Origin of the sequence: Azospirillum sp. Sh1 (genome assembly GCF_008365135.1) — a bacterium.
Lineage (GTDB): Bacteria > Pseudomonadota > Alphaproteobacteria > Azospirillales > Azospirillaceae > Azospirillum > Azospirillum oryzae.
Genome location: NZ_VTTK01000008.1, coordinates 65,945 through 89,528 on the forward strand (window position 1 = coordinate 65,945; position 23,584 = coordinate 89,528).

The 23,584-nt window shown below is 69.1% G+C and carries 21 protein-coding genes; 10 read left to right on the forward strand and 11 right to left on the reverse strand.

Annotation, left to right across the window (positions count from 1 at the left end):
- The gene (locus FZ029_RS10470; RefSeq protein WP_149269195.1) at window positions 1-813 is read right to left on the reverse strand and encodes a CoA-transferase subunit beta; all 813 of its coding nucleotides are present in this window, start codon (window positions 811-813) and stop codon (window positions 1-3) included.
- Window positions 813-1,673, reverse strand: coding sequence for a CoA transferase subunit A (locus tag FZ029_RS10475; RefSeq protein WP_149269196.1), 861 nt, complete (start codon window positions 1,671-1,673; stop codon window positions 813-815). Before FZ029_RS10475 ends, FZ029_RS10470 begins: the two co-directional genes overlap by 1 nt.
- A gap of 353 nt (window positions 1,674-2,026) precedes the next feature.
- Here FZ029_RS10475 and FZ029_RS10480 point away from each other — a divergent pair, with 353 nt between their 5' ends.
- From FZ029_RS10480 to FZ029_RS10500, 5 genes are all read left to right on the forward strand, one after another.
- Window positions 2,027-3,211: an ABC transporter substrate-binding protein gene (locus FZ029_RS10480; RefSeq protein WP_149269197.1), complete on the forward strand. Its 1,185-nt coding sequence runs from the start codon at window positions 2,027-2,029 to the stop codon at window positions 3,209-3,211.
- A gap of 271 nt (window positions 3,212-3,482) precedes the next feature.
- Window positions 3,483-4,352, forward strand: coding sequence for a branched-chain amino acid ABC transporter permease (locus FZ029_RS10485; protein WP_149269198.1), 870 nt, complete (start codon window positions 3,483-3,485; stop codon window positions 4,350-4,352).
- Complete coding sequence (locus FZ029_RS10490; protein ID WP_149269199.1) at window positions 4,349-5,371, forward strand: branched-chain amino acid ABC transporter permease; 1,023 nt, start codon at window positions 4,349-4,351, stop codon at window positions 5,369-5,371. Before FZ029_RS10485 ends, FZ029_RS10490 begins: the two co-directional genes overlap by 4 nt.
- Window positions 5,368-6,123 carry an ABC transporter ATP-binding protein gene (locus FZ029_RS10495; RefSeq protein ID WP_149269200.1) on the forward strand — a complete coding sequence of 252 codons (756 nt, stop codon included), beginning with the start codon at window positions 5,368-5,370 and terminating at the stop codon, window positions 6,121-6,123. Before FZ029_RS10490 ends, FZ029_RS10495 begins: the two co-directional genes overlap by 4 nt.
- On the forward strand, window positions 6,113-6,838 hold the full coding sequence (locus tag FZ029_RS10500; RefSeq protein WP_149269201.1) for an ABC transporter ATP-binding protein: 726 nt from the start codon (window positions 6,113-6,115) through the stop codon (window positions 6,836-6,838). The genes FZ029_RS10495 and FZ029_RS10500 overlap by 11 nt, the downstream gene beginning before the upstream one ends.
- Window positions 6,839-6,991: 153 nt before the next feature.
- On the opposite strand, the gene FZ029_RS10505 is transcribed toward FZ029_RS10500, so the two are convergent.
- From FZ029_RS10505 to FZ029_RS10535, 7 genes are all read right to left on the reverse strand, one after another.
- Window positions 6,992-8,020: an amino acid ABC transporter substrate-binding protein gene (locus FZ029_RS10505; RefSeq protein ID WP_247892251.1), complete on the reverse strand. Its 1,029-nt coding sequence runs from the start codon at window positions 8,018-8,020 to the stop codon at window positions 6,992-6,994.
- A gap of 66 nt (window positions 8,021-8,086) precedes the next feature.
- A complete protein-coding gene (locus tag FZ029_RS10510) occupies window positions 8,087-10,300 on the reverse strand; it encodes a HAMP domain-containing methyl-accepting chemotaxis protein (RefSeq protein WP_149269203.1) in 2,214 nt (737 codons plus the stop codon).
- Window positions 10,301-11,049: 749 nt separating this feature from the next.
- A complete protein-coding gene (locus tag FZ029_RS10515; protein WP_149269204.1) occupies window positions 11,050-11,757 on the reverse strand; it encodes a response regulator in 708 nt (235 codons plus the stop codon).
- Window positions 11,758-11,803: 46 nt separating this feature from the next.
- Window positions 11,804-12,547 carry an amino acid ABC transporter ATP-binding protein gene (locus FZ029_RS10520; protein WP_085091901.1) on the reverse strand — a complete coding sequence of 248 codons (744 nt, stop codon included), beginning with the start codon at window positions 12,545-12,547 and terminating at the stop codon, window positions 11,804-11,806.
- A 21-nt stretch (window positions 12,548-12,568) separates the two neighbouring features.
- On the reverse strand, window positions 12,569-13,771 hold the full coding sequence (locus tag FZ029_RS10525; protein ID WP_149198782.1) for an amino acid ABC transporter permease: 1,203 nt from the start codon (window positions 13,769-13,771) through the stop codon (window positions 12,569-12,571).
- A complete protein-coding gene (locus FZ029_RS10530) occupies window positions 13,768-14,925 on the reverse strand; it encodes an amino acid ABC transporter permease (protein WP_149269205.1) in 1,158 nt (385 codons plus the stop codon). Before FZ029_RS10530 ends, FZ029_RS10525 begins: the two co-directional genes overlap by 4 nt.
- A 135-nt stretch (window positions 14,926-15,060) precedes the next feature.
- Window positions 15,061-16,095 (reverse strand): amino acid ABC transporter substrate-binding protein, encoded by a 1,035-nt coding sequence (locus tag FZ029_RS10535; protein ID WP_149269206.1) that lies wholly within the window; start codon window positions 16,093-16,095, stop codon window positions 15,061-15,063.
- Between the two features lie 306 nt (window positions 16,096-16,401).
- Here FZ029_RS10535 and FZ029_RS10540 point away from each other — a divergent pair, with 306 nt between their 5' ends.
- Both FZ029_RS10540 and FZ029_RS10545 read left to right on the forward strand, forming a co-directional pair.
- Window positions 16,402-17,427 carry a DUF4118 domain-containing protein gene (locus FZ029_RS10540; protein ID WP_149269207.1) on the forward strand — a complete coding sequence of 342 codons (1,026 nt, stop codon included), beginning with the start codon at window positions 16,402-16,404 and terminating at the stop codon, window positions 17,425-17,427.
- 134 nt (window positions 17,428-17,561) lie between these two features.
- The gene (locus tag FZ029_RS10545) at window positions 17,562-18,272 is read left to right on the forward strand and encodes a hypothetical protein (RefSeq protein ID WP_149269208.1); all 711 of its coding nucleotides are present in this window, start codon (window positions 17,562-17,564) and stop codon (window positions 18,270-18,272) included.
- Window positions 18,273-18,291: 19 nt separating this feature from the next.
- On the opposite strand, the gene FZ029_RS10550 is transcribed toward FZ029_RS10545, so the two are convergent.
- Together FZ029_RS10550 and FZ029_RS10555 are read right to left on the reverse strand one after the other, a co-directional pair.
- Window positions 18,292-19,008, reverse strand: coding sequence for a ChrR family anti-sigma-E factor (locus FZ029_RS10550; protein WP_149269209.1), 717 nt, complete (start codon window positions 19,006-19,008; stop codon window positions 18,292-18,294).
- A complete protein-coding gene (locus FZ029_RS10555; RefSeq protein WP_149269210.1) occupies window positions 19,005-19,679 on the reverse strand; it encodes a sigma-70 family RNA polymerase sigma factor in 675 nt (224 codons plus the stop codon). Before FZ029_RS10555 ends, FZ029_RS10550 begins: the two co-directional genes overlap by 4 nt.
- Before the next feature lie 217 nt (window positions 19,680-19,896).
- Between FZ029_RS10555 and FZ029_RS10560 the strand changes: the two genes are divergently transcribed.
- Genes FZ029_RS10560 through FZ029_RS10570 form a run of 3 tightly spaced genes read left to right on the forward strand, consistent with a single transcriptional unit; the run spans window position 19,897 to window position 23,572 of the window.
- Window positions 19,897-21,312: an FAD-dependent oxidoreductase gene (locus FZ029_RS10560; protein WP_149269211.1), complete on the forward strand. Its 1,416-nt coding sequence runs from the start codon at window positions 19,897-19,899 to the stop codon at window positions 21,310-21,312.
- Window positions 21,312-22,313: a DUF1365 domain-containing protein gene (locus tag FZ029_RS10565; protein ID WP_149269326.1), complete on the forward strand. Its 1,002-nt coding sequence runs from the start codon at window positions 21,312-21,314 to the stop codon at window positions 22,311-22,313. Before FZ029_RS10560 ends, FZ029_RS10565 begins: the two co-directional genes overlap by 1 nt.
- The gene (locus FZ029_RS10570) at window positions 22,310-23,572 is read left to right on the forward strand and encodes a cyclopropane-fatty-acyl-phospholipid synthase family protein (RefSeq protein ID WP_149269212.1); all 1,263 of its coding nucleotides are present in this window, start codon (window positions 22,310-22,312) and stop codon (window positions 23,570-23,572) included. Before FZ029_RS10565 ends, FZ029_RS10570 begins: the two co-directional genes overlap by 4 nt.
- Window positions 23,573-23,584 lie beyond the last annotated feature (12 nt).

Sequence of the window (23,584 nt, forward strand, 5' to 3'; positions counted from 1 at the left end):
TTATCCTTCTCCGCCGCCGACTTGCCCGTGGGCTGCCGCGGTGCGGGCCTGGAGGTCGCGCAGGGCGGCGAGCGCGCCGGCGTCCGGGATTTCGGTGGTCTTCAGATCGGGCGCAATCTTCAGGTCCCAACCGGTGGCGGCCTTCACCTGCTCCACCGTCACGCCGGGATGGATGCTGGTCAGGGTCAATTCCTTCGTCACCGGGTCGGGGGTGAGGATGCCGAGGTCGGTGATGACCGCGGTCGGCCCGGCACCGGGGATGCCAGCCCTGGCCCGCGCCTCAAAGCCGTCGAGATATCCTGCCGAGGTGACGAAGGGCAGCTTGGCGACGAAGGCCTTGGGGCTGTGCTTCAGGACGATGAAGACCTCCTTGGCCTGGGAGGCGATCTCCGGCGCGCCGCCGGCACCGGGCAGCCGCACCTTGGGCGCGTCATAGGGGCCGATGACGGTGGTGTTGATGTTGGCGAAGCGGTCGACCTGGGCCGCGCCGAGGAAGCCGACGTCGATCCGCCCGCCCTGCAGCCAGTAGCGGAAGATCTCCGGCGTGCCGACCACGGTGTCGGCGGTCAGCGCGAGGTCGCCGTCGCCGATCGACAGCGGCAGCACCGTCGGCTTGGCGCCGATGGGACCCGATTCATAGATCAGCACCACCTCGGGCGCATGGGTCAGCCGGGCGAGGTTGGCGGCGGTGGAAGGCAGGCCGATGCCGACGAAGCAGACGGTGCCGTCCTTCAGCAGGCGGCTGGCCGCCACCGTCATGATCTCGGTCGCGGTGAAATCGAGAGTCGTTGTGGCGGTCTCGGCAGCACTCATCACACGGCCTCCTTCATGCTTTCGGCCAGCACGCGGCGGAAGCCGGCGAAATCGTCGGTGTCCAGCACATGGCGCTGCATCCAGGCCCGGAAGTCGTCGCGCGAGCGGGCGATGGGGTCCCAGGCCTTGTAGAAGCGGTTGTCGCGCTCCGAATAGCCCTGCGCGTAGGACGGATAGGCGCCGCCGGGGACGGGACAGACGGCGGAGAGCGCCCAGCTCGGCAGCACGCAGGCATTCGGCGGCGCCTCCAGATCGTCGACGATCTCCTCCACCGTGACGATGGAGCGCCTGGCGGCCAGAACCGCTTCCTTCTGGACGCCGAGGATGCCCCAGAGCAGGACATTGCCGCGGCGGTCGGCCTTCTGGGCGTGGATGACCGTCACGTCGGGTCGGACGGCGGGGATGGCGGTCAGCTTCTCAGCCGTAAAGGGGCATTCGACGAAGCGGATGTTCGGGTTGACCTTCGGCAGGTCGGAGCCGGTGTAGCCGCGCAGCAGGGCGAAGGGCAGGTTGGAGGCGCCGGCGACATAGGCGTTGGCCATGCCGGCGTGGCTGTGCTCCTCGATCTCCAGCCGGTGCGGCCAGCCCTGTTCGACCGCGTCGCGGAAGCGGTGGAGGGATCCGACGCCGGGGTTGCCGCCCCAGGAGAAGATCAGCTTCGCGGCGCAGCCCATGCCGATCATCTGGTCGTAGATCAGGTCCGGCGTCATGCGCACCAGCGTCAGGCCGCGCCGGCCCTGCCGGATGATCTCGTGGCCGGCGGCATGGGGGATCAGGTGGGTGAATCCTTCCAGGGCGACCGTGTCGCCGTCTTGCACGAGGCTCGCCACCGCCTCGCGCAGGGGCGTGATCTTCGCCATATGACCTCCTGATTGTGCGAAAATCGCACGAACAATCTTCTTTACGCACAGATTGGCGATGGTGTCGGCTTGGTGTCAAGGTCGAAAAGAGCATATAAAGGGCGTTTATCGCCCATATTGCGCCGCAACATGAGATTTGCGCGGTGAAATACACCGCGAGTGAACTTAAACACATTCTATTTCAGTATCTTACTGAAGAGGCCGGTTGTGTGCGATTATAGAACGCAGCTTCAAATATCGCACTTGACGGTTCGTCCATCCCTCAGTACGGTTGGCACAACAGTCAATGACCGGAACCCAAGAATTGGGGTTGGGATTCCGGCGCCGGCATATGGTCACATGTGGGAGGGACAATGACGAGGACTCTGCGCAACGCGCTGCTGGGTGCGGCGTTCGGTCTGGCGCTGGCGGCCGGTCCGGCCGGCGCCGCCACCATCAAGGTCGGTGTCGTGGCGCCCTTCTCCGGCCCGTTCGGCGTGGTCGGCAAGAGCTTCAAGGAAGCCATCGAGGTCTATCAGGCCGAACATGGCAAGACCGTCGGCAACGACACGGTGGAGTTCATCTATAAGGACCTCGACCAGCCGAACCCCTCCCAGTCCAAGGCGCTGTCGCAGGAACTGATCGTCAAGGACAAGGTGTCCTTCCTCGCCGGCTATTTCTTCACGCCGGATGCGCTGGCCGTCGCCCCGCTGATCGACGAGGCCAATATTCCCTGCGTGATCTTCAACGCCGCGACCTCCGCCATCACGGAGAAGTCGCCGCGTTATGTCCGCACCTCCTTCACCCTGTGGCAGAACACGGTGCCGCTGGCCGAATACATGGCCAAGCAGGGCATCAAGAAGGCGGTGTCGGCGGTCAGCGACTATGGCCCCGGCATCGACGGCGAGGCCGCCTTCAAGACCACCTTCGAGAAGCATGGCGGCACGGTGGTGGACACCATCCGCATGCCGCTGAAGTCCAACGACTTCGCCCCCTTCATGCAGCGCATCAAGGATTCGGGCGCCGAGGCCGTCTATGCCTTCCTGCCGGCCGGTCCGGCGACGCTGGCCTTCGCCAAGGCCTTCAACGACACCGGGCTGCGGGCTGCGGGCATCAAGTTCTTCGGCCCCGGCGACCTGACCCAGGAACCGGACCTGCCGGCGCTGGGCGACGCGGCGATGGGCATCACCACCACCTTCAACTACAGCCGCGCCCATGATTCGGCGATGAACAAGGCCTTCGTCGCCAAGCACAAGGAGATGTTCGGGTCCTACGACTCCGTCACCTTCACCTCGGTCGGCGCCTATGACGGCGTTCACGTCATCTATCAGATGATCAAGAACGGCGGCGGCAAGATCGACGGCGCCAAGGCGGTGGAGTCGGTGAAGGGCATGAGCTGGGAAAGCCCGCGCGGACCCCTGACCATCGACCCGGACAGCCGCCACGTCACCCAGACGATCTATCTGCGCACCGTCGAGAAGGTCGACGGCAAATTGGAGAATGTCGAGAAGCAGGCGTTCCCGAAGCAGCCGGACTATGGGTACAAGTTGGCGAAGTGAGGGGGTTGTCCCTCATAGGCGCTAACTAGCAGGTTTGATTGTCGTCGCAAGCCGAGCACATTCCTTATCGACCGTCATCCCCGCGAAGGCGGGGATCCAGTGTTTCCCAAGCAAAACCAATCGGTAAGCCTGGATCCCCGCCTCCGCGGGGATGACGCCCAATAAAAGTGCCGGCCCATTGGGAAATAGGCAAAATCCTGCAAGTTTGCGCCTATGGGAGGTTCGCGCATGACATAGCCCCGGGGCGGGAGAGGGAGGACGGAGAGACATCATGGAAACCATGTTCGGGATCGCCGTCGACGGGGTCGCCTACGGCATGATCCTCTTCATCATCTCCGTCGGGCTGTCGGTGACGCTGGGGCTGATGCGGGTGGTCAATCTGGCGCATGGCGCCTTCGCCATGGTCGGCGGCTATATCGCCTCCTATGCGGCGCAGGAGGCCGGGCTGCCCTACGCGGCGGCGCTGGTGGTGGCGGTGGCGCTGACTGTGCTGGCGACGCTGCCGCTGGAACGGCTGCTGTACCGCCGCATCTACGGCTCGGCCAACGAACTGGCGCAGGTGCTGCTGACCATCGGGCTGACCTTCGTCATCGTCGCCGGCATCAATTACCTGTTCGGCCCGACGCTGAAGCGCATCCCGCTGCCGGACCTGCTGACCGGCACGGTGGAGCTAGGTCCGAAGGCGATCCCGACCCACCGCGCCTTCGTGATCGCCGCCGGGGCGGTGACCCTGCTGGGACTGTGGTGGCTGCTGGAGCGCACCGATTTCGGCATCCGGCTGCGCGCGGCGGTCGATGATCCCGCGATGGCGGCGGCGCTGGGCATCCGGACGGAGCGGCTCTATCTGGCGACCTTCGCGCTCGGCACCGGGCTGGCGGCGCTGGGCGGCGTTCTGGGGGCGGAGCTGCTGCCGCTGGAGCCCTATTACGCCATCCGCTACATCGTGCTGTTCCTGGCGGTGGTGGCGGTCGGCGGGGCGGGGAGCATCTTCGGCTCGGCGGCGGCGGCGCTGGCGCTGGGTATCGTCGATACCGCCGGCAAATACCTGATCCCGAGTTTCGGCGAGTTCTTCTTCTACGCCGCCCTGATCCTGATCCTGTTCCGCTGGCCCCACGGCTTCTTCAAAGGGAGGACGGCATGACGAGCGTCGCGGAGCGAGACGGCAAGGCCGGCCAGATGACCCGACGCACCCCGCTGGCGGCCCGCCGCGACCTGGACTGGATCGGCATTCCGCTGGTCGCCGCGGTCGGGCTGGCCGCCTTCTGGCTGCTGCCGGACGATCTGGCGCTGCTGACCCGCATCGCCGCCTCGGCGCTGTTCGTGCTGTCGCTCGACCTCGTGCTCGGCTATGGCGGGATCGCCACGCTGGGGCAGGCGGCGATGTTCGGCACCGGCGCCTATGCCGCCGGCATCGTCGCGGTCAACTGGAACAACGACCCCTTCGCCATGCTGGCGGCCGGCGGGCTGGCCGGCGGGCTGATCGCGCTGGTCACCGGTGCGCTGATCCTGCATGCGCGCGGGCTGACCCTGCTGATGCTGACCATCGCGGTCGGGCAGATCGTGCAGGAGGTCGCCAACAAGGCGCGCGACTGGACCGGCGGCAGCGACGGGCTGTCGGGCATCGACCCGGCGCCGGTGCTGGGGATGTTCCGCTTCGACATGTTCGGCCGCACATCGTACCTGTTCGCGCTGGCGGTGCTGGTGGTCGGGCTCTTGGTGGCGCGGCGGATCGTGCGCTCGCCCTTCGGGCTGGCCTGCCGCGGGGTGAAGGAAGATCCCTTGCGCATCTCCGCCATCGGCGGTTCGCCGAAATCCTATCTGGTGGTTCTGTATGGCGTGGCCGGGGTGTTCGCCGGGGTGGCCGGCGCCCTGACCGCGGTGACCAGCGGCATCGTCGGGCTGGACAGCGCCGGCTTCCCCTGGTCGGCGGAGGCGCTGGTGATGCTGGTGCTGGGCGGTACCGGGCGGCTCTATGGCGCGGTGATCGGCACGGCGGCCTTCATGGGCATCCACCATATCCTGGCGGCCAGCGACCCCTTCCACTGGATGGGCTTCATCGGCCTGTTCCTGATCGGCATCGTCCTGTTCCTGCCCGGCGGCATCGCCTCTGGCGTGGAGCGGCTGGGTGGGCTGCTGCGCGGGAAGGAGGACCGGGCATGACGGCGTTGTTGGAAGTGGAGGGGCTGTCCAAGAATTTCGGCGGTCTGCAGGTGTCGTCCGACATCTCCATGACATTGAATTCCGGCGACCGCTGCGCCCTGATCGGGCCGAACGGGGCGGGCAAGACCACCTTCGTCAACCTCGTCACCGGGGTGATCCCGCCCAGCGCCGGCACCATCCGGCTGGACGGGCGCGACATCACCCGGCTGTCGGCGGCGGAGCGGGTGCGGCTGGGGCTGATCCGCAGCTTCCAGGTGGCGCGGCTGTTCAAGTCGATGACGGTGCGCGAGCATCTGGAACTGGCCGTCCTGCAGCGCGACCGCCGCACCTTCCGCCTGTTCGCCAACGTCGCCAGGGTGGCCGGGCTGGCCGACGAGGTGGCGGGGCTGCTCGACACCATGGGGCTGACGCAGGTGGCGCACACGGCGGTGGGCTCGCTGGCCTATGGGCAGCAGCGGCTGCTGGAGATCGCGCTGGCGCTTGCCATGAAGCCGAAGGTGCTGATCCTGGACGAACCGGCGGCCGGCGTGCCGCATTCGGAAAGCCAGCGCATCCTCGACGCCATCGACCGGCTGCCCAAGGATCTGGCGGTGCTGATGATCGAGCACGACATGGACCTCGTCTTCCGCTTCGCCAGGACCATCGTCGTGCTGGCGCAAGGGCGGCTGCTGTGCAGCGGCACCGCCAAGGAGATCGTCGCCGACCCGCGCGTGCGCGAGGTCTATCTGGGGAGCCGCGCCAATGCCAACTGAACCGGTCGGAGCCCCCATCGGAGCTTTCGAGGTTGCGGATCTGCGCGCCGGCTACGGCAAGACGCTGATCCTGGAAGGCGTGTCGCTGGCGGTGCCGGCGGGCGGGCGGCTGGCGCTGCTCGGCCGCAACGGAGTGGGGAAGACGACGACGCTGGCGACGCTGGTCGGCCAGACCACCCGCCATGGCGGCAGCATCCGGCTGGACGGGGTGGATCTCAGCGCGATGAGCAGTTCGGCGCGGGCGGCGGCGGGGCTCGGCTATGTGCCGCAGACGCGCGACATCTTCAAATCGCTGACGGTGGAGGAGAACCTCGTCACCGGGCTGAAGGGGCGGCCGCGCTCGGCGCTGGAGGAGGCGTACGAGCTGTTCCCCCGGCTGGGCGAGCGGCGGCGCAACGGTGGCGGCGAGCTGTCGGGCGGCGAGCAGCAGATGCTGTCGGTCGCCCGCGCCCTGCTCGGCAAGCCGACGGTGCTGCTGCTGGACGAACCGCTGGAGGGGCTGGCGCCGGTGATCTGCGACACGCTGATGGCGGCGCTGTCGAAGCTGGACATGACGATCCTGTTGGTGGAACAGCAGGTCGACCGCGCGCTGGACTTCGCCGACCGCGTGGTCTTCCTCGACCGCGGCCGGGTGGTGCATGCCGGGCCGGCGGCGCAGGCGAAGGCCGATGCGGCGCTGCTGGAACGGCATCTCGGCGTGGCGCTGGCGGCGTGAGGGGGATGATGAAATCCCCCTCTCCCCCCCGGGGAGAGGGTCGGGGTGAGGGGGATGCACCGCGTGACTATCCCGAGAATCCTCGCCCCGGGACCCCCTCACCCTAACCCTCTCCCCGGGGGGGAGAGGGGATCTTGGGGGGCTCGGGGTGCGTTATCTAAACGGCGGCGCGTAGAGCAAGCCGCCCTGGGTCCAGGGCCTGTTCATGCCGCGGTCCATGCCGTAGGGGGTGCCGAGATTGCGGTCGAAGATCTCGCCGTAGTTCCCGACCTGCGCCAGCACCTGCAAAGCCCAGTCGTCCGGCAGGCCCAGCGTGCGGGAGACGCTGCCGGCGTGGCCCAGCATGCGGTGCAGTTCGGGGTCGTCGGGGATGCGGCCGGCTTGCACGTCGGCGGACGTGACGCCCTTGGCGTCGGCCAGCACGATGGCATGGAGGACCCAGCGGGTGATGTCGTACCAGTTGCGGTCGCCCCGCGCGATGTAGGGGGTCAGCGGCTCGCGCGAGATCACGTCGGGGTAGATGGTGATGCCCATCCCGGCCTGGCGGTAGCCGGCCAGCGAGGTGACCAGCACCGTGCGGTCGGTGGTCAGCAGGTCGCATTCATGGGCGAGGAAGGCCTGCAGCGCCTCGTCCAGCGTCTGGAAGGTGCGGATCGTCCAGGGCAGGTCGGACTTGCGGATATAGTCCTCCAGGTTGCGGACGGTGGTGGTGGCGGTCTTGACGCAGACGGTGCGGGCGCCCAGCCGGTCGAGCGGCGGCGGCGCGCCGTCGCTGTGGATGGCGAAGCCCTGGCCGTCATGCAGAAGCGGCATCAGGAATTCGATGTCGTTCGACAGGTCGCGGCTGAAGGTCCAGGTCGTGGTGGTCAGCGCCACGTCGACCTCGTGCTTCTCCACCGCCTGGTATTCCTGCGGCTTTTCCGGCAGGCGGACGACGCGGATCGCCTGGGAATTGCCGAGCGTCGCCGCGGCGAAGACCCGGCAGACATCGACCAGGAAGCCGTCGAGATGGCCTTGCGGATCGGAGAAGGAGATGCCGCTGACCCCGCTGCGCAGGCCGCAGATCAGGAAGCCGCGGCTGTGGATGCGCTCCAGCGTGTCGCCGTCCTCCGCATGGGCCGGTGGGGCCAGTGCCGGTGAGGCCGACACGATCGCCAGCAGCAGAAGCAACAGCAGCCGCATCCCGACACCCATCCCCAGACCCGCCCCCCAACCCGCCCCAGTCCCCGCCGTCCTGCGGCGGGCGGGTCAGGCCGCCTGCCCGGCGCGCAGCGTGCCGAGCAGACTATGCAGCGAAGCCGCTTCCTCGGCCAGCGTGTTCGCCGTCTCGGTCAGCGAGGCGGCGATGCCGCCGGTGCGCGCCGCCTGGGCGCTGACGCCGTCGATCAGCGCCGCCACCTCGCCCGTATTGCCGGCGATCACGCCGACGCGGTTGCGGATGTCGGTGGAGGATTCGGTCTGGCGGGCCACCGCCTCGCCGATTAGGTCCTGCACCTCGTTGATGCGCTCGACCGAGCCGGAGATGCGGGCGAAGGTGCCGACGGTGTTCTGGATGCTGCCGTTGATGGCGCCGACCGAGCTGGCGATCTGCACCGTGGCGTTGGCGGTCTCCTCCGCCAGCTTCTTCACCTCGGCCGCCACCACGGCGAATCCGCGCCCCGCGACGCCGGCCGCCGCCGCCTCGATGGTGGCGTTCAGCGCCAAGAGCTTGGTCTGGTGGGCGATGCCGGTGATGACGTCGACGATACGGCGGATCTGCTCGGTGTTCTCGCCCAGCTGGCCGACCACCTCGCGGGCGGCGGTCAGCTCGTCCAGCGTGGCGCCGACCACGCCGGCCGCCTCGGTCGCGAGGTTGGAGACGGTGCCGATGGTGTCCATCAGCGCCCCGGCGCTGTCGTTGCAGGTGGTGGCGTTGCGGTTGCTCTCGGCGACGAAGCTGCCGGCGCTGACCGTGCTGTCGATGGTGCCGGCCGATTCGCGGCGCAGCGCGTCGGCCAGCTCGCGCAGCTGGCCCGACTGGGTGGCGACGCCGGACGCGACGTGATGCACGTCCTCCATCAGCTGGCGGGCCAGCGCGGCGGAGCGCATCTGCTCGCTCACGTCGGTCCAGGACAGGGTCTTGCCCAGCACGTTGCCCTGGTCGTCGAAGACGGTGTCGACATGGGCCTCCACCGTCGTCTCGCCGACCGTCAGGGTACGGCGCGGGATCGGCGGGCGGGTGGGATCGGTGCAGTCGGCGGTGAAGTCCGGTCCCTGCGCCAGCAGGTCGGGACCGGCGGGGTCGATGCCGTGCGCCTCGCAGAAGGTCCGGGCGGCGGGGTTGACGAAGCCGACCTGACCGTCGGTGCTCAGAAGTGCGGTAGGAACCGGGCTGCTGTCGACCATCCGCTTCATCAGCAGCACCTGCTCCACGCTGCCGCGCAGGTGGCGGAGCGCCGCCGCCATCACCGCCAGCTCGTCGCGGCCGGTGCGGGGGATCTCGATGGAGAGGTCGCCGGCGGCGATCTGCTCCATGGCGCGGGCGAACTTGCGCAGGTTGGCGAAGACGGCGACGCGCAGCAGCAGGGCGGCGGCGATGGCGACGGCCAGGGCGAAGGCGCCGACCATTTCCATCGCGCCGTTGCGCAACTCCTCCGTCGCGCCGACGAAATCCGCGACGTCGCGCGAGATCTCCGCGGTCGCCCACGGCAGGCCACCGTCGCCGCCGAGCGCCACGGTGGTGGTGGACAGCTTGGCATGGTCGGACGGGTCGTTGCCCTTGGCCTCGAACAGCACGCCGCCCTTGCCGTCGGTGAAGCGGATGTCGGCGTCGAGAACGGCGCCCAGACTGGACAGGGCCGGCAGCGGATCGGTCACCACCTCAAGGAAGCCCAGGACGCGGAAGCCGCCGATGGGGACGATCATGCTGAACAACGGCCGGCCCTGGCCGTCGCGCCACAGCAGGCTGGCCGGGCGGCGCTTGTCGGCGATGTCGCGCGACTTCAGCGCCTCGAACAGCGGGGCGACGGTGGCGACGCTGTCCTGCTCCCCGCCGGTGGCGGCGATGCGCGCCATGTCGGCATCGTACACGGCGACCGAGACCAGCCGAACCTCGCGGTCGACCACCACCGGGCGGGCGTTGATGTTCTTCAGCGCCAGCATCGTCTTGGCCGGGTCCTTCTGGTTGATGCTGTCGACCAGGAAGGCGTCGCGGCTCCATTCGTTGGCGTGGTTCTGGAGCCACTCCGTGTAATTCTTGCGGATGCGGTCGTTGGCCAGCACCCGCAGGGTCGCCGCCGCGCTGCTGTTGAAGGTTTCGAGCGCGAAGTCGGTGTAGCGTTGCGACACCCAGGCCTGGCTGGCGATCAGCGCCGCCACCAGCACGCCCACCACCGACACCATGGCGCGGCGCAGGGTCCAGAATCGGTGGCGCGCGCCGCCGTCGTCCAGGGTGCCGCCCGTTTTCGTCGAGATCGCCGTCATGCCCAAACCCCCGCCGCCAGTGAACGGTTTCAACGGATTGCTACACGCATATCGTCGCAGGGCCCTTTGAACGGTTTAGCGTTCATTTGTGAACAGTTCGTGTCTTTTCGTTTGCATTTGAGGCAATCGGGGTGGGCCGGGGCAAGACATCAACCGGTTTGTCCCGCTGCCGGATGATCTATGACTTTCCTATGGAGGAATGCTGCAAAACGAAAAGCAACCGGATGTGGTGAGTTGACTTCGGAATAAGCCGGTTTCCCGTTTCGATGCATAAAAAATGGGCCACGGAAGCGCGCGAAAAATTTCCGCGATTTCCGTGGCCCAGGTTGCCGAGCGCGTGGCCGCCGCAAGACTGAAGCGACGGGGGAGTTTGCTCGGGGTTCGGTGTCTAGCCTTCTCCCGCCCCGCGCTCCCTCTCCCCCCCGGGGAGAGGGTCGGGGTGAGGGGGATGCATGGGGTGGATTCGGTGGCGAATGGGGACTGTGCGACCCTTGAGGATCCTCGCTGTGCCTCCCCCCCCCCCCCACCCCCTCCCCCCGGGGGGGGGGGGGGCCGGGGGGGGGGGGGGGGGTCCCCCCCCCCCCCCCGGGGGGGCCCCCCCCGGGGGGGGGGGGGGGGGGGGGAGGCGTGGGGGGGTCGCGGGGGGGAGGGGGGCGTGGGCCCCCCTCGGGCCCCCCCCCCCCCCCCCCCCCCCCCCCCACCCCTCCCCCGGGGGGGGAGAGGGGATCCTGGGCGGTGGGAAGATTTCCTCACCCGTCCTGCGTGACGTCGCCGGCGAAGAGGTAGCCGGTGCCGTGGACGGTGACGATCAGCCTCGGGTCGGCGGGGTCGGGTTCGATCAGGCGGCGCAGGCGGCGGACGAGGCTGTCGATGGTGCGGTCGGTGGCGTCCGTCTTCCGCCGCGTCGTCGCCGTCAGCAGATAGTCGCGGTTCATCACCCGGCCGGGGTTGCAGACGAAGGTCGACAGCAGTTCGAACTCCGCGCCGGTCAGCCGCACCGGATTGCCCTGCGGGTCGGTCAGGCGCATGCGGTCGAGCCACAGCGTCCAGCCGGCGAAGCTGCGCCGGCGGTCGTCGCGCTGGTCGCCCGGTGCCTTCAGCCGGCGCAGCAGGTTCCGCACCCGGGCCAGGATCTCGCGCGGCTCGAACGGCTTCGCGATGTAGTCGTCGGCCCCCATCTCCAGCCCGATGATGCGGTCGAGCTTTTCCGCCCGGCTGCTGACCAGGATGATGCCGATCTCCGACACCGCGCGAAGTTCGCGGGTCAGGGTCAGACCGTCCTGGCGCGGCAGCCGGATGTCGAGCAGCACGACGTCCACCGCGGCGGTCGTCAGCAGCTCCTTCAGCTCCTCGGCACTTCGGGCCAGCAGGACGTCGAAGCCCTCGTCCGTCAGGTAGGACTTCAGCGTCTCGCGCGTCACCGCGTCGTCGTCGGTGATGGCAATGGTCGCCGGCATGGCCCTCTTATCCGCCTCTCCGCGCCCCCCTATCGGGGATGCCGCCTCAGTGTTCCAGGATCTGGCCCAGGAACTGGCGGGTGCGCTCGCTTTTCGGGTTCTCGAAGAATTCGGCCGGCGACCCGCTCTCGATGATCGAGCCCTCGGCCATGAAGACAATAGAATCTGCGACCTGCCGGGCGAAGCCCATTTCGTGGGTGACGCAGACCATGGTCATGCCCTCGCCTGCCAGCTCGGTCATCACGTCCAGCACCTCCTTGACCATTTCGGGGTCCAGCGCGGAGGTCGGCTCGTCGAACAGCATGATTTCGGGCCGCATGCACAGCGCGCGGGCGATGGCGACGCGCTGCTGCTGGCCGCCCGACAGCTGGCCGGGGAACTTGTGCGCCTGATCGGGGATGCGCACCCGCTTCAGGTACATCATGGCGATTTCCTCGATCTCGGACTTCGCCATGCCGCGGACCCAGATGGGGGCCAGCGTCAGGTTCTGCAGAACGGTCAGGTGCGGGAACAGGTTGAAGTTCTGGAACACCATGCCGACCTTGCGGCGGATCTTCTCCACCGCCTTCACGTCGTCGGTCAGCTCGATGCCGTCGACGATGATGTGGCCGGTCTGGTGCGCCTCCAGCCGGTTGATGCAGCGGATCATCGTCGACTTGCCCGAGCCCGACGGCCCGCAGACGACGACCTTTTCGCCCTTCTTGATGCTGATGCTGACGTCGCGCAGCGCGTGGTAGCTGTTGTACCACTTGCCGACCTTGCGGAGTTCGATGATGGCGTTCTCGGTCATGACGTGTCTCCAGAAGGCCGGTCAGCGGCGGGTGTAGCGGTTGGCCAGACGCTCCAGCCACTGGCTGTAGCGCGACATGCTGAAGCAGAAGATCCAGAACATCAGCCCGGCGAAGACGTAGACCTCGGCGAAGTAGGGGCGCCATTCGGGGTCGGTCGTCGCAACGGTGGCGGCGGTCAGCAGGTCGTACAGGCCGACGATGGTGACCAGCGAGGTGTCCTTGAAGGCGCTGATGAACTGGTTGACGATGGGCGGGATGACGATGCGCAGCGCCTGCGGCAGGACGATCAGCACCGTCTTCTGCCAGTAGCTGAGGCCCAGCGCGTCGGCGGCCTCGTACTGGCCCTTGGGGATCGCCTGCAACCCGCCGCGCACGGCTTCGGCAAGGTAGGCGGCGGTGAACAGGGTCATGCCGGCCAGCGCGCGCAGCAGCTTGTCCACCGTGACGCCTTCCGGCAGGAACAGCGGGAACATCACCGACGCCATGAACAGGACGCTGACCAGCGGCACGCCGCGCATCGTCTCGATGAAGCCGACGCAGAAGGTGCGGATCGCCGGCAGCGACGACTGGCGGCCCAGCGCCAGCAGGATCGACAGCGGGAAGGCGATGGCGATGGAGAAGACCGACAGCATCAGCGTGATCGGCAGGCCGCCCCAGCGGTCGTTCGGCACATAGCTGAGACCGGCGACGCCGCCCCACATCAGCACGCCCATGCCGACCAGCGTCAGCGCCCAGGCGCCGGCCAGCCAGGGCCGCCAGAAGGCGCGCACGCCGCTGGCGCCCAGCATCGCCACGAACAGGGCGCAGGCCAGGAAGGGGCGCCACTGCTCGTCATAGGGATAGGTCCCGAAGAAGATCAGCCGGTGCTTGACCACGATCACCGACCAGCAGGCGCCGGCCGCCTCGCGGCAGGCCTCCGACGAGCCGGACCAGCTGGCCTTCAGCAGCAGCCAGTTCGCCGCCGGCGGCACCACCAGCCACAGCAGGCCGAGGCAGGCGAGGGTCAGGACGGTGTTCAGCGGCGTGTTGAACAGATTGTCCTTGGCCCAGCCGAAGGGCTTCAGCGCCGTCATGCCGTTGGCCTGGGGCGGGGCGGAGGCCTGGGTCGGCTCCTCCTCGTAGGAGGCGGCCCAATGGGCGGGGGGAACGGGACCGGTGGGAATGGGACCGGCGGAGACGGGGGCCTGATCGGCCGGGAACTGCTTGCTCATCGGGTCCCTCATCGCGTCACTAGGGCCACGCGGCGGTTGTACCAGTTCATGAAGCCGGAGATGCCGAGGCTGATGATGAGATAGACGACCATCATCATCGCCACCGCCTCCACCACCTGTCCGGTCTGGTTGGCCGAGGTGTTGGAGACGCTGACCAGATCCGGATAGCCGATGGCGACGGCCAGCGAGCTGTTCTTGGTCAGGTTCAGATACTGGCTGGTCAGCGGCGGCACGATGACGCGCAGCGCCTGCGGCAGGATGACGAGGCGCAGGATCTTGCCCGGCGACAGGCCCAGCGCCAGCCCGGCCTCCGTCTGGCCATGCGGCACGGCGAGGATGCCGGAGCGCACGATCTCGGCGATGAAGCCGGCGGTGTAGACCGACAGGCCGACCAGCAGCGCGGTGAATTCCGGGGTGACCGACCCGCCGCCTTCGAAGTTGAAGCCGGACAGCACCGGCACGTCGAAGGCCAGCGGCGCGCCGGTGGCGACGAACACCAGGGCCGGCGGCAGCAGCACCGCGGCGATGGCGGCCGGCAGGGTGGGGAAGGGCTTGCCGGTGGCCTCGCGGTGGCGGCGGCCGTAGCGGACGATGGCGATGGCGGCGGCGATGCCGGCGATCAGCGCCAGCAGGGCCCAGCCATGGCCGGCATGCTCCACCAGAACCGGGAACTTCATGCCGCGGTTGCTGAGGAAGATGCCCGGCATCACCTCCAGCGCCTCGCGCGGGCTGGGGAGCCGGTTCATGATGGTGTACCAGACCACCAACTGCAGCAGCAGCGGCACGTTGCGGATCGTCTCGACATACAGGGTGGCGAAACGGTTCACCATCCAGTTGGAGGACAGCCGCGCGATGCCGATCAGCACGCCCAGCACGGTCGCCAGCACGACACCGGCGGCCGACACCGCCAGCGTGTTCAGCAGCCCGACGACCAGCGCCTTCAGATAGGTGTCGGACGCGGAATAGGACAGCAGGCTCTCGCCGATCTCGAAGCCGGCCTCGCGGTGCAGGAAGCCGAAGCCGGTGGCGACGCCGCGGGTGGCGAGGTTGGTCAGCGTGTTGGAAACGAGATACCAGGCGACGGCGAGGGCGCAGGCCAGGAACAATGCCTGATACAGCCACCCCCGCACGCGCGCGGAATTCAGCGCCTGGACCGGGTTTGTCATGGTGTTGCTCCGTGCGGGGGAGTGAGGCGTGGCGGACACTTGCCCCCACCCCGACCCTCCCCCGCTGGGCGGGGGAGGGAGAGATCCCCTCCCCTGCGAAGCGGGGGAGGGTTAGGGTGGGGGCAATACGCGGCCTTACTTCATCGGCGGGGCGTACATCATGCCGCCTTCGGTGTAGAGGGCGTTCTGGCCGCGCGGCATCTTCAGCTTGGAGCCGGCGCCGACGTTGCGCTCGAAGCTCTGGCCGTAGTTGCCGACCTGCTTGATGATGTTGAAGGCCCAGTTCTCCTCGACGCCCAGCGCCTTGCCGTTGCCGGCGGTGACGCCCAGCAGGCGCTTCACGTCCGGATCGGGAGAGGTCATGGCGGCGTCGACGGTCTCCGACGTCAGGCCCTTCTCCTCGGCCTGGACCATGGCGTAGAAGGTCCAGGTGACCAGGTTCATCCACTCCTCGTCACCCTGGCGGACGGCCGGGGACAGCGGCTCCTTCGAGATCAGCTCGGGCAGGATGACGAAGTCGTTGGGGTTCTGCACCTCGGCGGCGCGGATGGCGGCCAGCTGGGAGGCGTCGGAGGTCAGGGCGTCGCAGCGGCCGGCGAAGAAGGCCTTGTTCAGCTCCTCGTTCTTCTCGATGACGACCGGCTTGAAGGTCATCTTGTTGGCGCGGAAGTAATCCGACACGTTCTGTTCGGTGGTGGTGCCGGGCAGGACGCAGACGGTGGCGCCGTTCAGCTGCTTGGCGCTCTTCAGGCCCAGCTTGGCCGACACCATGAAGCCCTGGCCGTCGAAATAGTTGGTCGGGCCGAAGTTGAGGCCGTTGGCGGTGTCGCGGGTCAGGGTGCGGGTGGTGTTGCGGGCGAGGATGTCGATCTCGCCGGACTGGAGCGCCGGCAGGCGCTGCTGCGCCGACAGCGGGGTGTACTTCACCTTTTCGGCATCGCCGAACATGGCGGCGGCGACGGCACGGCACATGTCGACGTCAAGGCCCGACCACTTGCCCTTGTCGTCGGGCGAGGAGAAGCCGTACAGGCCCAGATTGACGCCGCACTGGACATAGCCCTTCTGCTTCACGCCGTCGAAGGTGGCGCCGGCCTGGGCCGTACCGGAGAGGGCAAGGGCGGAGACGGACAGGGTGGCCGCGATGGCGAGCGCGCTCAGACGGGTCTTCACGGGGCGGGGCTCCTTCAGCCTTTGTGGTTCGTGGGGCGCCGGGGCGGAAGGCTCCGGCCGCCGCGCAACGTCACAATCGCTCCGTGGATTGAACAAAGTGCCCGCCCGGCATGAACGGATGTGGCGGAGTTGTGAACAGCTTTGGACAAATCGGGCGCGTGGGCGGCGAAGGCAGCCGCCGGGCTTCGCCCGACGATGGTCACGGGGGGCGGACGTTATTTCGCGTGCACGGACTTCTCCCTGACCTTACAAGCGGCGGGTGCCGGTCATATGTCTGTGCGTGGAAATTTCGGGGATGCTGGGGAGATGGGGTCCGGTCGGTCGGTCTGGCAGTGGTTCGCGCGTTTTCCGCTGCTGCGGCACGGTCCGGTGCCGCGCTATGGCATGGCCCTGCTGACGGTTGCCGCCGCGCTGCTGCTGCGCCTTGCCGCCGACGGTGCCCTGCCCGCGGGATTTCCCTATCTGACCTTCTTTCCGGCCGTGATGCTGACCACCTTCATGGCCGGCTTGTGGCCGGGAGTGGTCGCGGCGGTGCTGTCGGGGCTGGCGGCCTGGTACTTCTTCATTCCGCCCTACGACTCCCTGACGCTGAATCCGTCCGTCGGACTGGCGCTGGCCTTTTATGCGGTGGTGGTCGGGGTGGACATCGCGCTGATCCACGGCATGCGGGTGGCGCTGGAGCGCCTGCAGGAGGAGCGCCGCCGAACCGCCTCCCTGCTGGAGGCGCAGACCACCATGTTCCACGAACTGCAGCACCGCGTCGCCAACAACATGCAGTTCGTCTCCTCCCTGCTGGATTTGCAGAGGCGGTCGGTCGCCCGTTCGCCGGACGGGGCGATGGCGGCGCTGGAGGAGGCGGGACGGCGGCTCGACACCATGGCGCGGCTGCATCGGCGGCTGCATGATCCACGCTCCGGCGACGAATTCGGCAGCCATGTCGAGGCGCTGTGCCGGGACATGCTGGCGGCGGCCGGCGTCCCCGGCGTGGCCTGCCGCGTGGCCGTTCGGGCAGCGCCGCAGTCGCCCGAACGGGTGCTGGCGCTGGCGATGCTGATCGTCGAGGCGCTGACCAACAGCCTGAAACACGCCTTCGCCGGCCGCGGCGGCGGCACCGTCACCATCGAACTGAACCCGGTGCCGGGCCAGCCGGGCCAACTGCATCTGCTGGTGACGGACGACGGCATCGGCCTGCCGGACGGCTTCGATGTGCAGCGCCTGCCCAGCCTGGGCTGGAAGATCATCCAAAGCCTCGCGGCCCAGCTCTGCGGTGAATTGAGCTATGGCGCGGCCGGCGGCAGCGGCACGCGCATCGAGTTGCGCTTTCCGGCCTGACCGCCACGCTTGCCCCGACATCCCCCCGACATCCATGGTGGCTTTTCCATCGCCAGACGGCGAACTATCTGTGATCCTGCCGGTTGCTGCGGGGACCGGCAGGGGACGGACCAGCGACAGCGGGAGGGGGACTTATGGCGACGCTGAAGGAATTCGAGGACGCGCTGAAGGCGGCGGGCAACACGGCCGCGCTGGAGATCCTTGAGTCCCTGAGGGCGCGCGACCGCTCCCAGCGCTCCGTACGGCCGGCCCGGCGCCTGACCGGGCGCAAGATGACGCCGGAGCTGGCTGCCGAGATCCTGCACCTGCACGAGACCACCAACATGACCCAGCAGGAGATCGCCTTCCAGCTGGGCGTGAACCAGGGCCGGGTGAACGAGGTCATCAAGCGCCGCAAATGGCTGACCGACAGTCCCGAGGCCCCGGAGGCCCAGGCCCGCGACAAGGCCAAGCAGCGCGCCAAGGAAGGCGTCGGCGTCGCCCCGCGCCGGCCGCCCCGGAAGAAGAAGGAAAAAATCGAGGCGGCGCCCGAGGCCGCGCAGCCTGTGGAGCCGGCGGCGGAGGTGGCCGTGGAAGCGGTGACGGCGCCGGAACCGGTCGCTCAGGAACCGGCCGCTCAGGAATTGGCTGCGCAGCCGGTGCCGGAACCGGTGGCCGAACCGCCGATGCCGATGGCCGCGCCGGAATTGCCGGTGGAGCAGCCCGAAGCGGCAGCCGGATCGCCGGCCGAATCGGCACCCGAACTGCCGCCCGACGTGGCGAAGGAAAAGGCGAAGGGGAAGGCGCGCAAGCGGGGCAAGGACAAGGAACCGCCGGCGCAGCTGCTGTTCAAGGACTTGCTGTAGGCAGCCTACAGCCCGCAGCCTATAGACCGATGAAGGGCTGCATCAGCCGGCCCATCAGACCGGTGAAGCGCAGCGGCGCGTCCGTCGCGATCAGGCAGATGCAGTCGCGGTGGCTGTCGGCGATGGGCTGGTGGTTGGTATCGCCGTCGACCTCCGCCAGATCGCCGGGGCCGTAGCGGCCGAGTTCGTCGGCGAAATGGCCGCTCAGCACCACGGTCAGCTCCAGCCCGCCATGGCCGTGGTGGGGCAGGGCGGTGCCGGGGGCGATGCGCAGAAGCTGGGCCGCGCCGCCCGACGACGTGCGCGGCAGCAGCTCCACCCGCCGCACGCCGGGAGCTAGCCGCTGCCAGGACAGGGTCTCCAGGGAGGGCACATAGGCGCGCAGCGGACCCGGGAGGGACGCGGCGGCAGGGCCGGCGGGGCGGCTGCATCGCGGCCGCATCCGCATGGCCTTGCAGGGATTGCCCGGCGCCTCCTCCCGCTCCAGCCGGTCGAGGGTGGCGGCCAGCGACAGGCTTTCCAGCGGGGCCGGCGGCAGATCCTCCAGCAGGGCGCCGCCCAACGCCTCCACCTCCGCCAGGGTGGCGCGGCAGTCCGGGCAATGGGCGAGGTGGACGGCGACGGCCAGCGACAGCCCTTCTCCCAGGCTGCCCGCGCCATAGGCCACCAGCAGGGCGTCGCTGGGGTGGTGGTTCGGCAGGACGAGTTGGCGGGCGGCGGGTTGGCGGGCGGTCATCGGTCGTCGTCTCCCAGCGCCTTGCGGATCTTGGCCATGGCCAGACGCAGGCGCGATTTCACGGTGCCCAGGGGAACGTCCAGCCGTTCGGCGATGGCCGGGTGGGCGAGGTCGGCGAAGAAGGACAGCTGCACCACCTCCGCCTGTTCCGGCGTCAGCGAGGCCAGCGCGCCGCGCAGGCGGCGGGCGCGGCGGTCGCCGTCCAGCATTTCGTCGGCGCGCGGGCGGTCGTCCTCATGCTCCTGCAACTCGTCGTCCGACACCTCCGGATGGCGTTCCCGGCGCAGCAGGTCGATGCGCAGGTTGCGGGCGATGGTGAAGACCCAGGTCGCCGCCTCCGCCTTCGCCGGGTCGTAGAGCGAGGCCTTGCGCCAAACCGACAGCATGGTGTCCTGCGCCAGATCCTCCGCCCGCTGCGCCGGCATCCCCAGCTTCAGCATGTAGGCCTTCACCCGCGGGGCAAAGTGGGCGAACAGCCGGGCGAAGGCCGCGCGGTCGCCCGCCGCCACCGCGACCAGATCGGCCGACTGGTCGGCCGCCAGCCTTGCGGCGGCGGGATCGGCCGCCGCTGGATTGGCCGACACGCGGGCGGCCTGTCCGATCCTTTTGGGATCCGGCGTCCGGTCGGCTCCGGCGGCATGCGTCAGAAGGGAAGCCAATTGGGCGATCATGGCCACGATACGCCGCAGCCCGTGCTTCGGATCACCGCCGATCGCGTCTTTTCGACGCTGGCGGGAAAGCGTGGGCGTGGCGATGATCCAACCTCGATCGGTCGCCGTATCTCGATCACAGGCCGGCGCTACCCATTTCGGGTTAGGGTCCGGGTTCAGACGCCGCCAAGCCCCCCCGACAAGCTCCACCCCCGACAAAATCTCCAAGGACCGCCCCATGCCGCTTTCCCCGCCCGACCTCACTGCACCGGCGCCGCTCGACATCGCGGTGGTCGGGTCCGGCATCGCCGGGCTGTCGGCGGCCTGGCTGCTGTCGAAAGCGCACCGCGTCACCCTCTATGAGAAGGAGGACCGGCCGGGCGGCCATGCCAACACGGTGGAAGTGGAGGGGGAAGTGGAGGGAGAGGCCGAGGGCGCCACCCCGGTCGATACCGGCTTCATCGTCTACAACGAGCCCTGCTATCCCAATCTGGTCGCCCTGTTCGACCATCTGGGCGTGCCGACGCGGGCGACGGACATGAGCTTCTCCGCCTCGCTCGACGGCGGGCGGGTGGAGTATGCCGGCACGCCCGGCGCCCTGTTCGCGCAGAAGCGCAACCTGCTGCGCCCGCGCTTCTGGCGGATGATCGCCGACATCCTGCGCTTCTACCGCGAAGCGCCGGGGCTGCTGGCAGAGTTGCAGCAAGGCCCTGCGGCGGAGACGCTGACGCTGGGCGACGTGCTGGACCGCGGCGGCTATTCCGACGCCTTCGTCCGCGACCATCTGCTGCCGATGGCCGCCGCCATCTGGTCCAGCCCGGCGGACTCGATGCGCGGCCATCCCGCCGCCGCCTTCATCCGCTTCTGCGACAACCACGGCCTGCTGAAGCTCAAGGGCCGGCCGGTCTGGCGCACGGTGGAGGGCGGCAGCCGCAGCTATGTCGGCCGCATCCTGGCCGACATGCCCGGCGCCCTGCGCCTGAACTGCGCGGTGGAGGGCATTGTCCGCGAGGAGGGCCGCGTGCTGCTGCGCGACCGCCGCGGCGACGTGCGCGCCCACGACCATGTCGTGATCGCCACCCATGCCGATCAGGCGCTGGCCCTGCTGGAGGATGCCGGCGGGGAGGAGCGCCGGCTGCTGGGCGCCTTCGGCTATGAGCGCAACCTCGCCATCCTGCACGGCGACCCCGCCCTGATGCCGAAGCGCCGGGCGGTGTGGTCGAGCTGGAACTATCTGGCCGAGCGGCGGGACGGCGGGCAAGACGGCGGACAGGACGCCCTGTGCGTGACCTACTGGATGAACCGGCTGCAGGGCTTCCTGCCGCGCGAGCGCGACCTGTTCGTCACGCTGAACCCCATCCGTCCGCCGCGTGAGGGCAGCATCCTGCGCAGCGTGCTCTACGACCACCCGATCTTCGGGATGGAGGCGCTGGCGGCGCAGCGGCAGCTGTGGAGCCTGCAGGGCCGGCGGCGGACATGGTTCGCCGGGTCCTATTTCGGCGCCGGCTTCCACGAGGACGGGGCCCAGGCCGGGCTGGCGGTGGCGGAGGCGCTGGGCGGCCTGCGCCGGCCCTGGACGGTGCCGAACCCGTCGGGCCGCATCCATCTCGGGCCGGCGCCGGCCGCACGCGCCGCCGCGCTGGAGGCGGCATGATGGAGCCATCCCGCTTCGCCTCCGGCCTCTATGTCGGCACGGTGATGCATCACCGGGTGAAGCCGGTGCGGCACCGCCTGTCCTACCGGGTGTTCAGCCTGCTGGCCGATCTGGACGAGCTTCCCCGGCTTGACCGCGAATTGCGGCTGTTCGCCCACAACCGCTTCGGGCTGATCGGGTTCCGCGACCGCGATTTCGGGCCGTTGGGCGGTGGTGTGGAGCCTCTACCCACCGAGGATGGATCCCCTCTCCCCCCCGGGGAGAGGGTTAGGGTGAGGGGGACGCGTAGCGAGGATCTTCAAGAGTCGCGCACTCCCCGCTCCCACGGAATCCACCCCATGCATCCCCCTCACCCCGACCCTCTCCCCGGGGGGGAGAGGGAGTTTGGAGGCTTGAAACAGTGGGCCGAACGCCAGCTCGCGGAGGCCGGGATCGAGGGGGGTGGGCCGATCCGCCTGCTGTGCTTCCCGCGGGTGCTGGGCTTCGTCTTCAACCCGCTCTGCGTCTGGTTCTGCCACCGCCGGGACGGGACGCTCGCCGCCGTCATCCATGAGGTGTCCAACACCTTCGGCCAGCGCCACGCCTATCTGATCCCGGCGGCGCCCGGACCGGACGGTCTGGTGCGCCAGAGTTGCGACAAGCGCTTCTACGTCTCGCCCTTCATGGACATGGAGACCGCCTATCACTTCCGCATCCGCCCGCCCATGGGCGAAGCGGGGGAGCCGCTGGCGGTCGCCATCCGCCAGACCGATGCCGGGGGGCCGGTGCTGCATGCGTCGCTGACATTGAGGCGTGTGGAACTGACCGACGGCGCCATCCTGCGCGCCTGGGCCCGCCACCCGCTGATGACCGCCAAGGTGGTGGCCGGCATCCATTGGGAGGCGCTGCAGCTGTGGCGCAAGGGGCTGGCGATCCGCCCGCGCCCGCCGGCCCCGGCGCAGCCCGTCACCGTCGTGAAAAACATCGTCGTTCCCGACCGTTTCCGAGAAGGCCATTCATGACCGACATCGCTACCGACATCGCTGCGACCGCGCCTCGACGTCACCCCCGGTGGCTGCGGCTGGTGACTGGACGCGACCTGTGGACCGGCGCCCTGGTGAAAATGGCCGGCGGCATCCGCCGGGGTGAATTGACCCTGCGCCTGCCCGACGGGCGGACGATGTGCGTCGGCGATCCGGCCGAGGGGCCACGGGCCGACCTGACGCTGCTCGACGATACCGCGGCGCGGCGGCTGATGCTGGGCGGCGCGGTCGGCATGGCGGAGGCCTATGGCGACGGGCTATGGCGCAGCGGCGACCTGCCGGTACTGATCGAACTGGCGATCCGCAACGAGGCGGCGATCGGCGGTGGGGCCAAGGAGGGAGGTTTCAGGGGCACGGTCGCGGCGGCGGCGGCCAACCGGCTGTTCCACCGCAGCCGCGCCAACTCCCGCCGCGGCAGCCGCCGCAACATCGCCTTCCACTACGACCTGGGCAACGACTTCTACCGGCTGTGGCTCGATCCCGGCATGACCTATTCCTCCGCCCTGTACGAGCGGGAGGGGCAGGGCCTGGAGGACGCGCAGGAGGCCAAGATCGCCCGCGTCGCCGACCTGCTGCAACTCAGGCCCGGCGACCGGGTGCTGGAGATCGGCTGCGGCTGGGGCGGGATGGCCGAGCATCTGGCCGGCCGCCACGGCGCCTCGGTCGTCGGGCTGACCCTGTCGGCGGAGCAGCTGGCCTTCGCCCGCGCGCGGCTGGAGCGGGCCGGGCTGGCCGGACAGGTCGAACTGCGGCTGATGGACTATCGCGATGCTGGCGGCAGCTTCGACCGCATCGTCTCCATCGAGATGATCGAGGCGGTGGGGGAGGAGCATTGGCCGCGCTATTTCGCCGCCCTGCGCGACCGGCTGGTGCCCGGCGGGGCGGCGGTGGTCCAGGCGATCACCATCGACGACGCGCGGTTCCCGCGCTACCGCCGCGGCTGCGACTTCATCCAGCGCCACATCTTCCCCGGCGGCATGCTGCCCTGTCCGTCGGCCCTGCGCGCCGAGGCGGAGCGGGCCGGGCTGGTGGTGGAGCATGTGGAGACTTTCGGCGACTCCTATGCCCGCACCTGCGCGGAGTGGCGGCGCCGCTTCCTGGAAGCCGGGCCGCAGGTGGCGGCGATGGGCTTCGACGAGCGGTTCCGCCGGCTGTGGGACTATTACCTCGCCTATTGCGAGGCCGGGTTCCGCGCCGGGACCATCGATGTCGGGCTCTGGCGCTTTCGCAAGCCGTAAGCGGAGGACTCC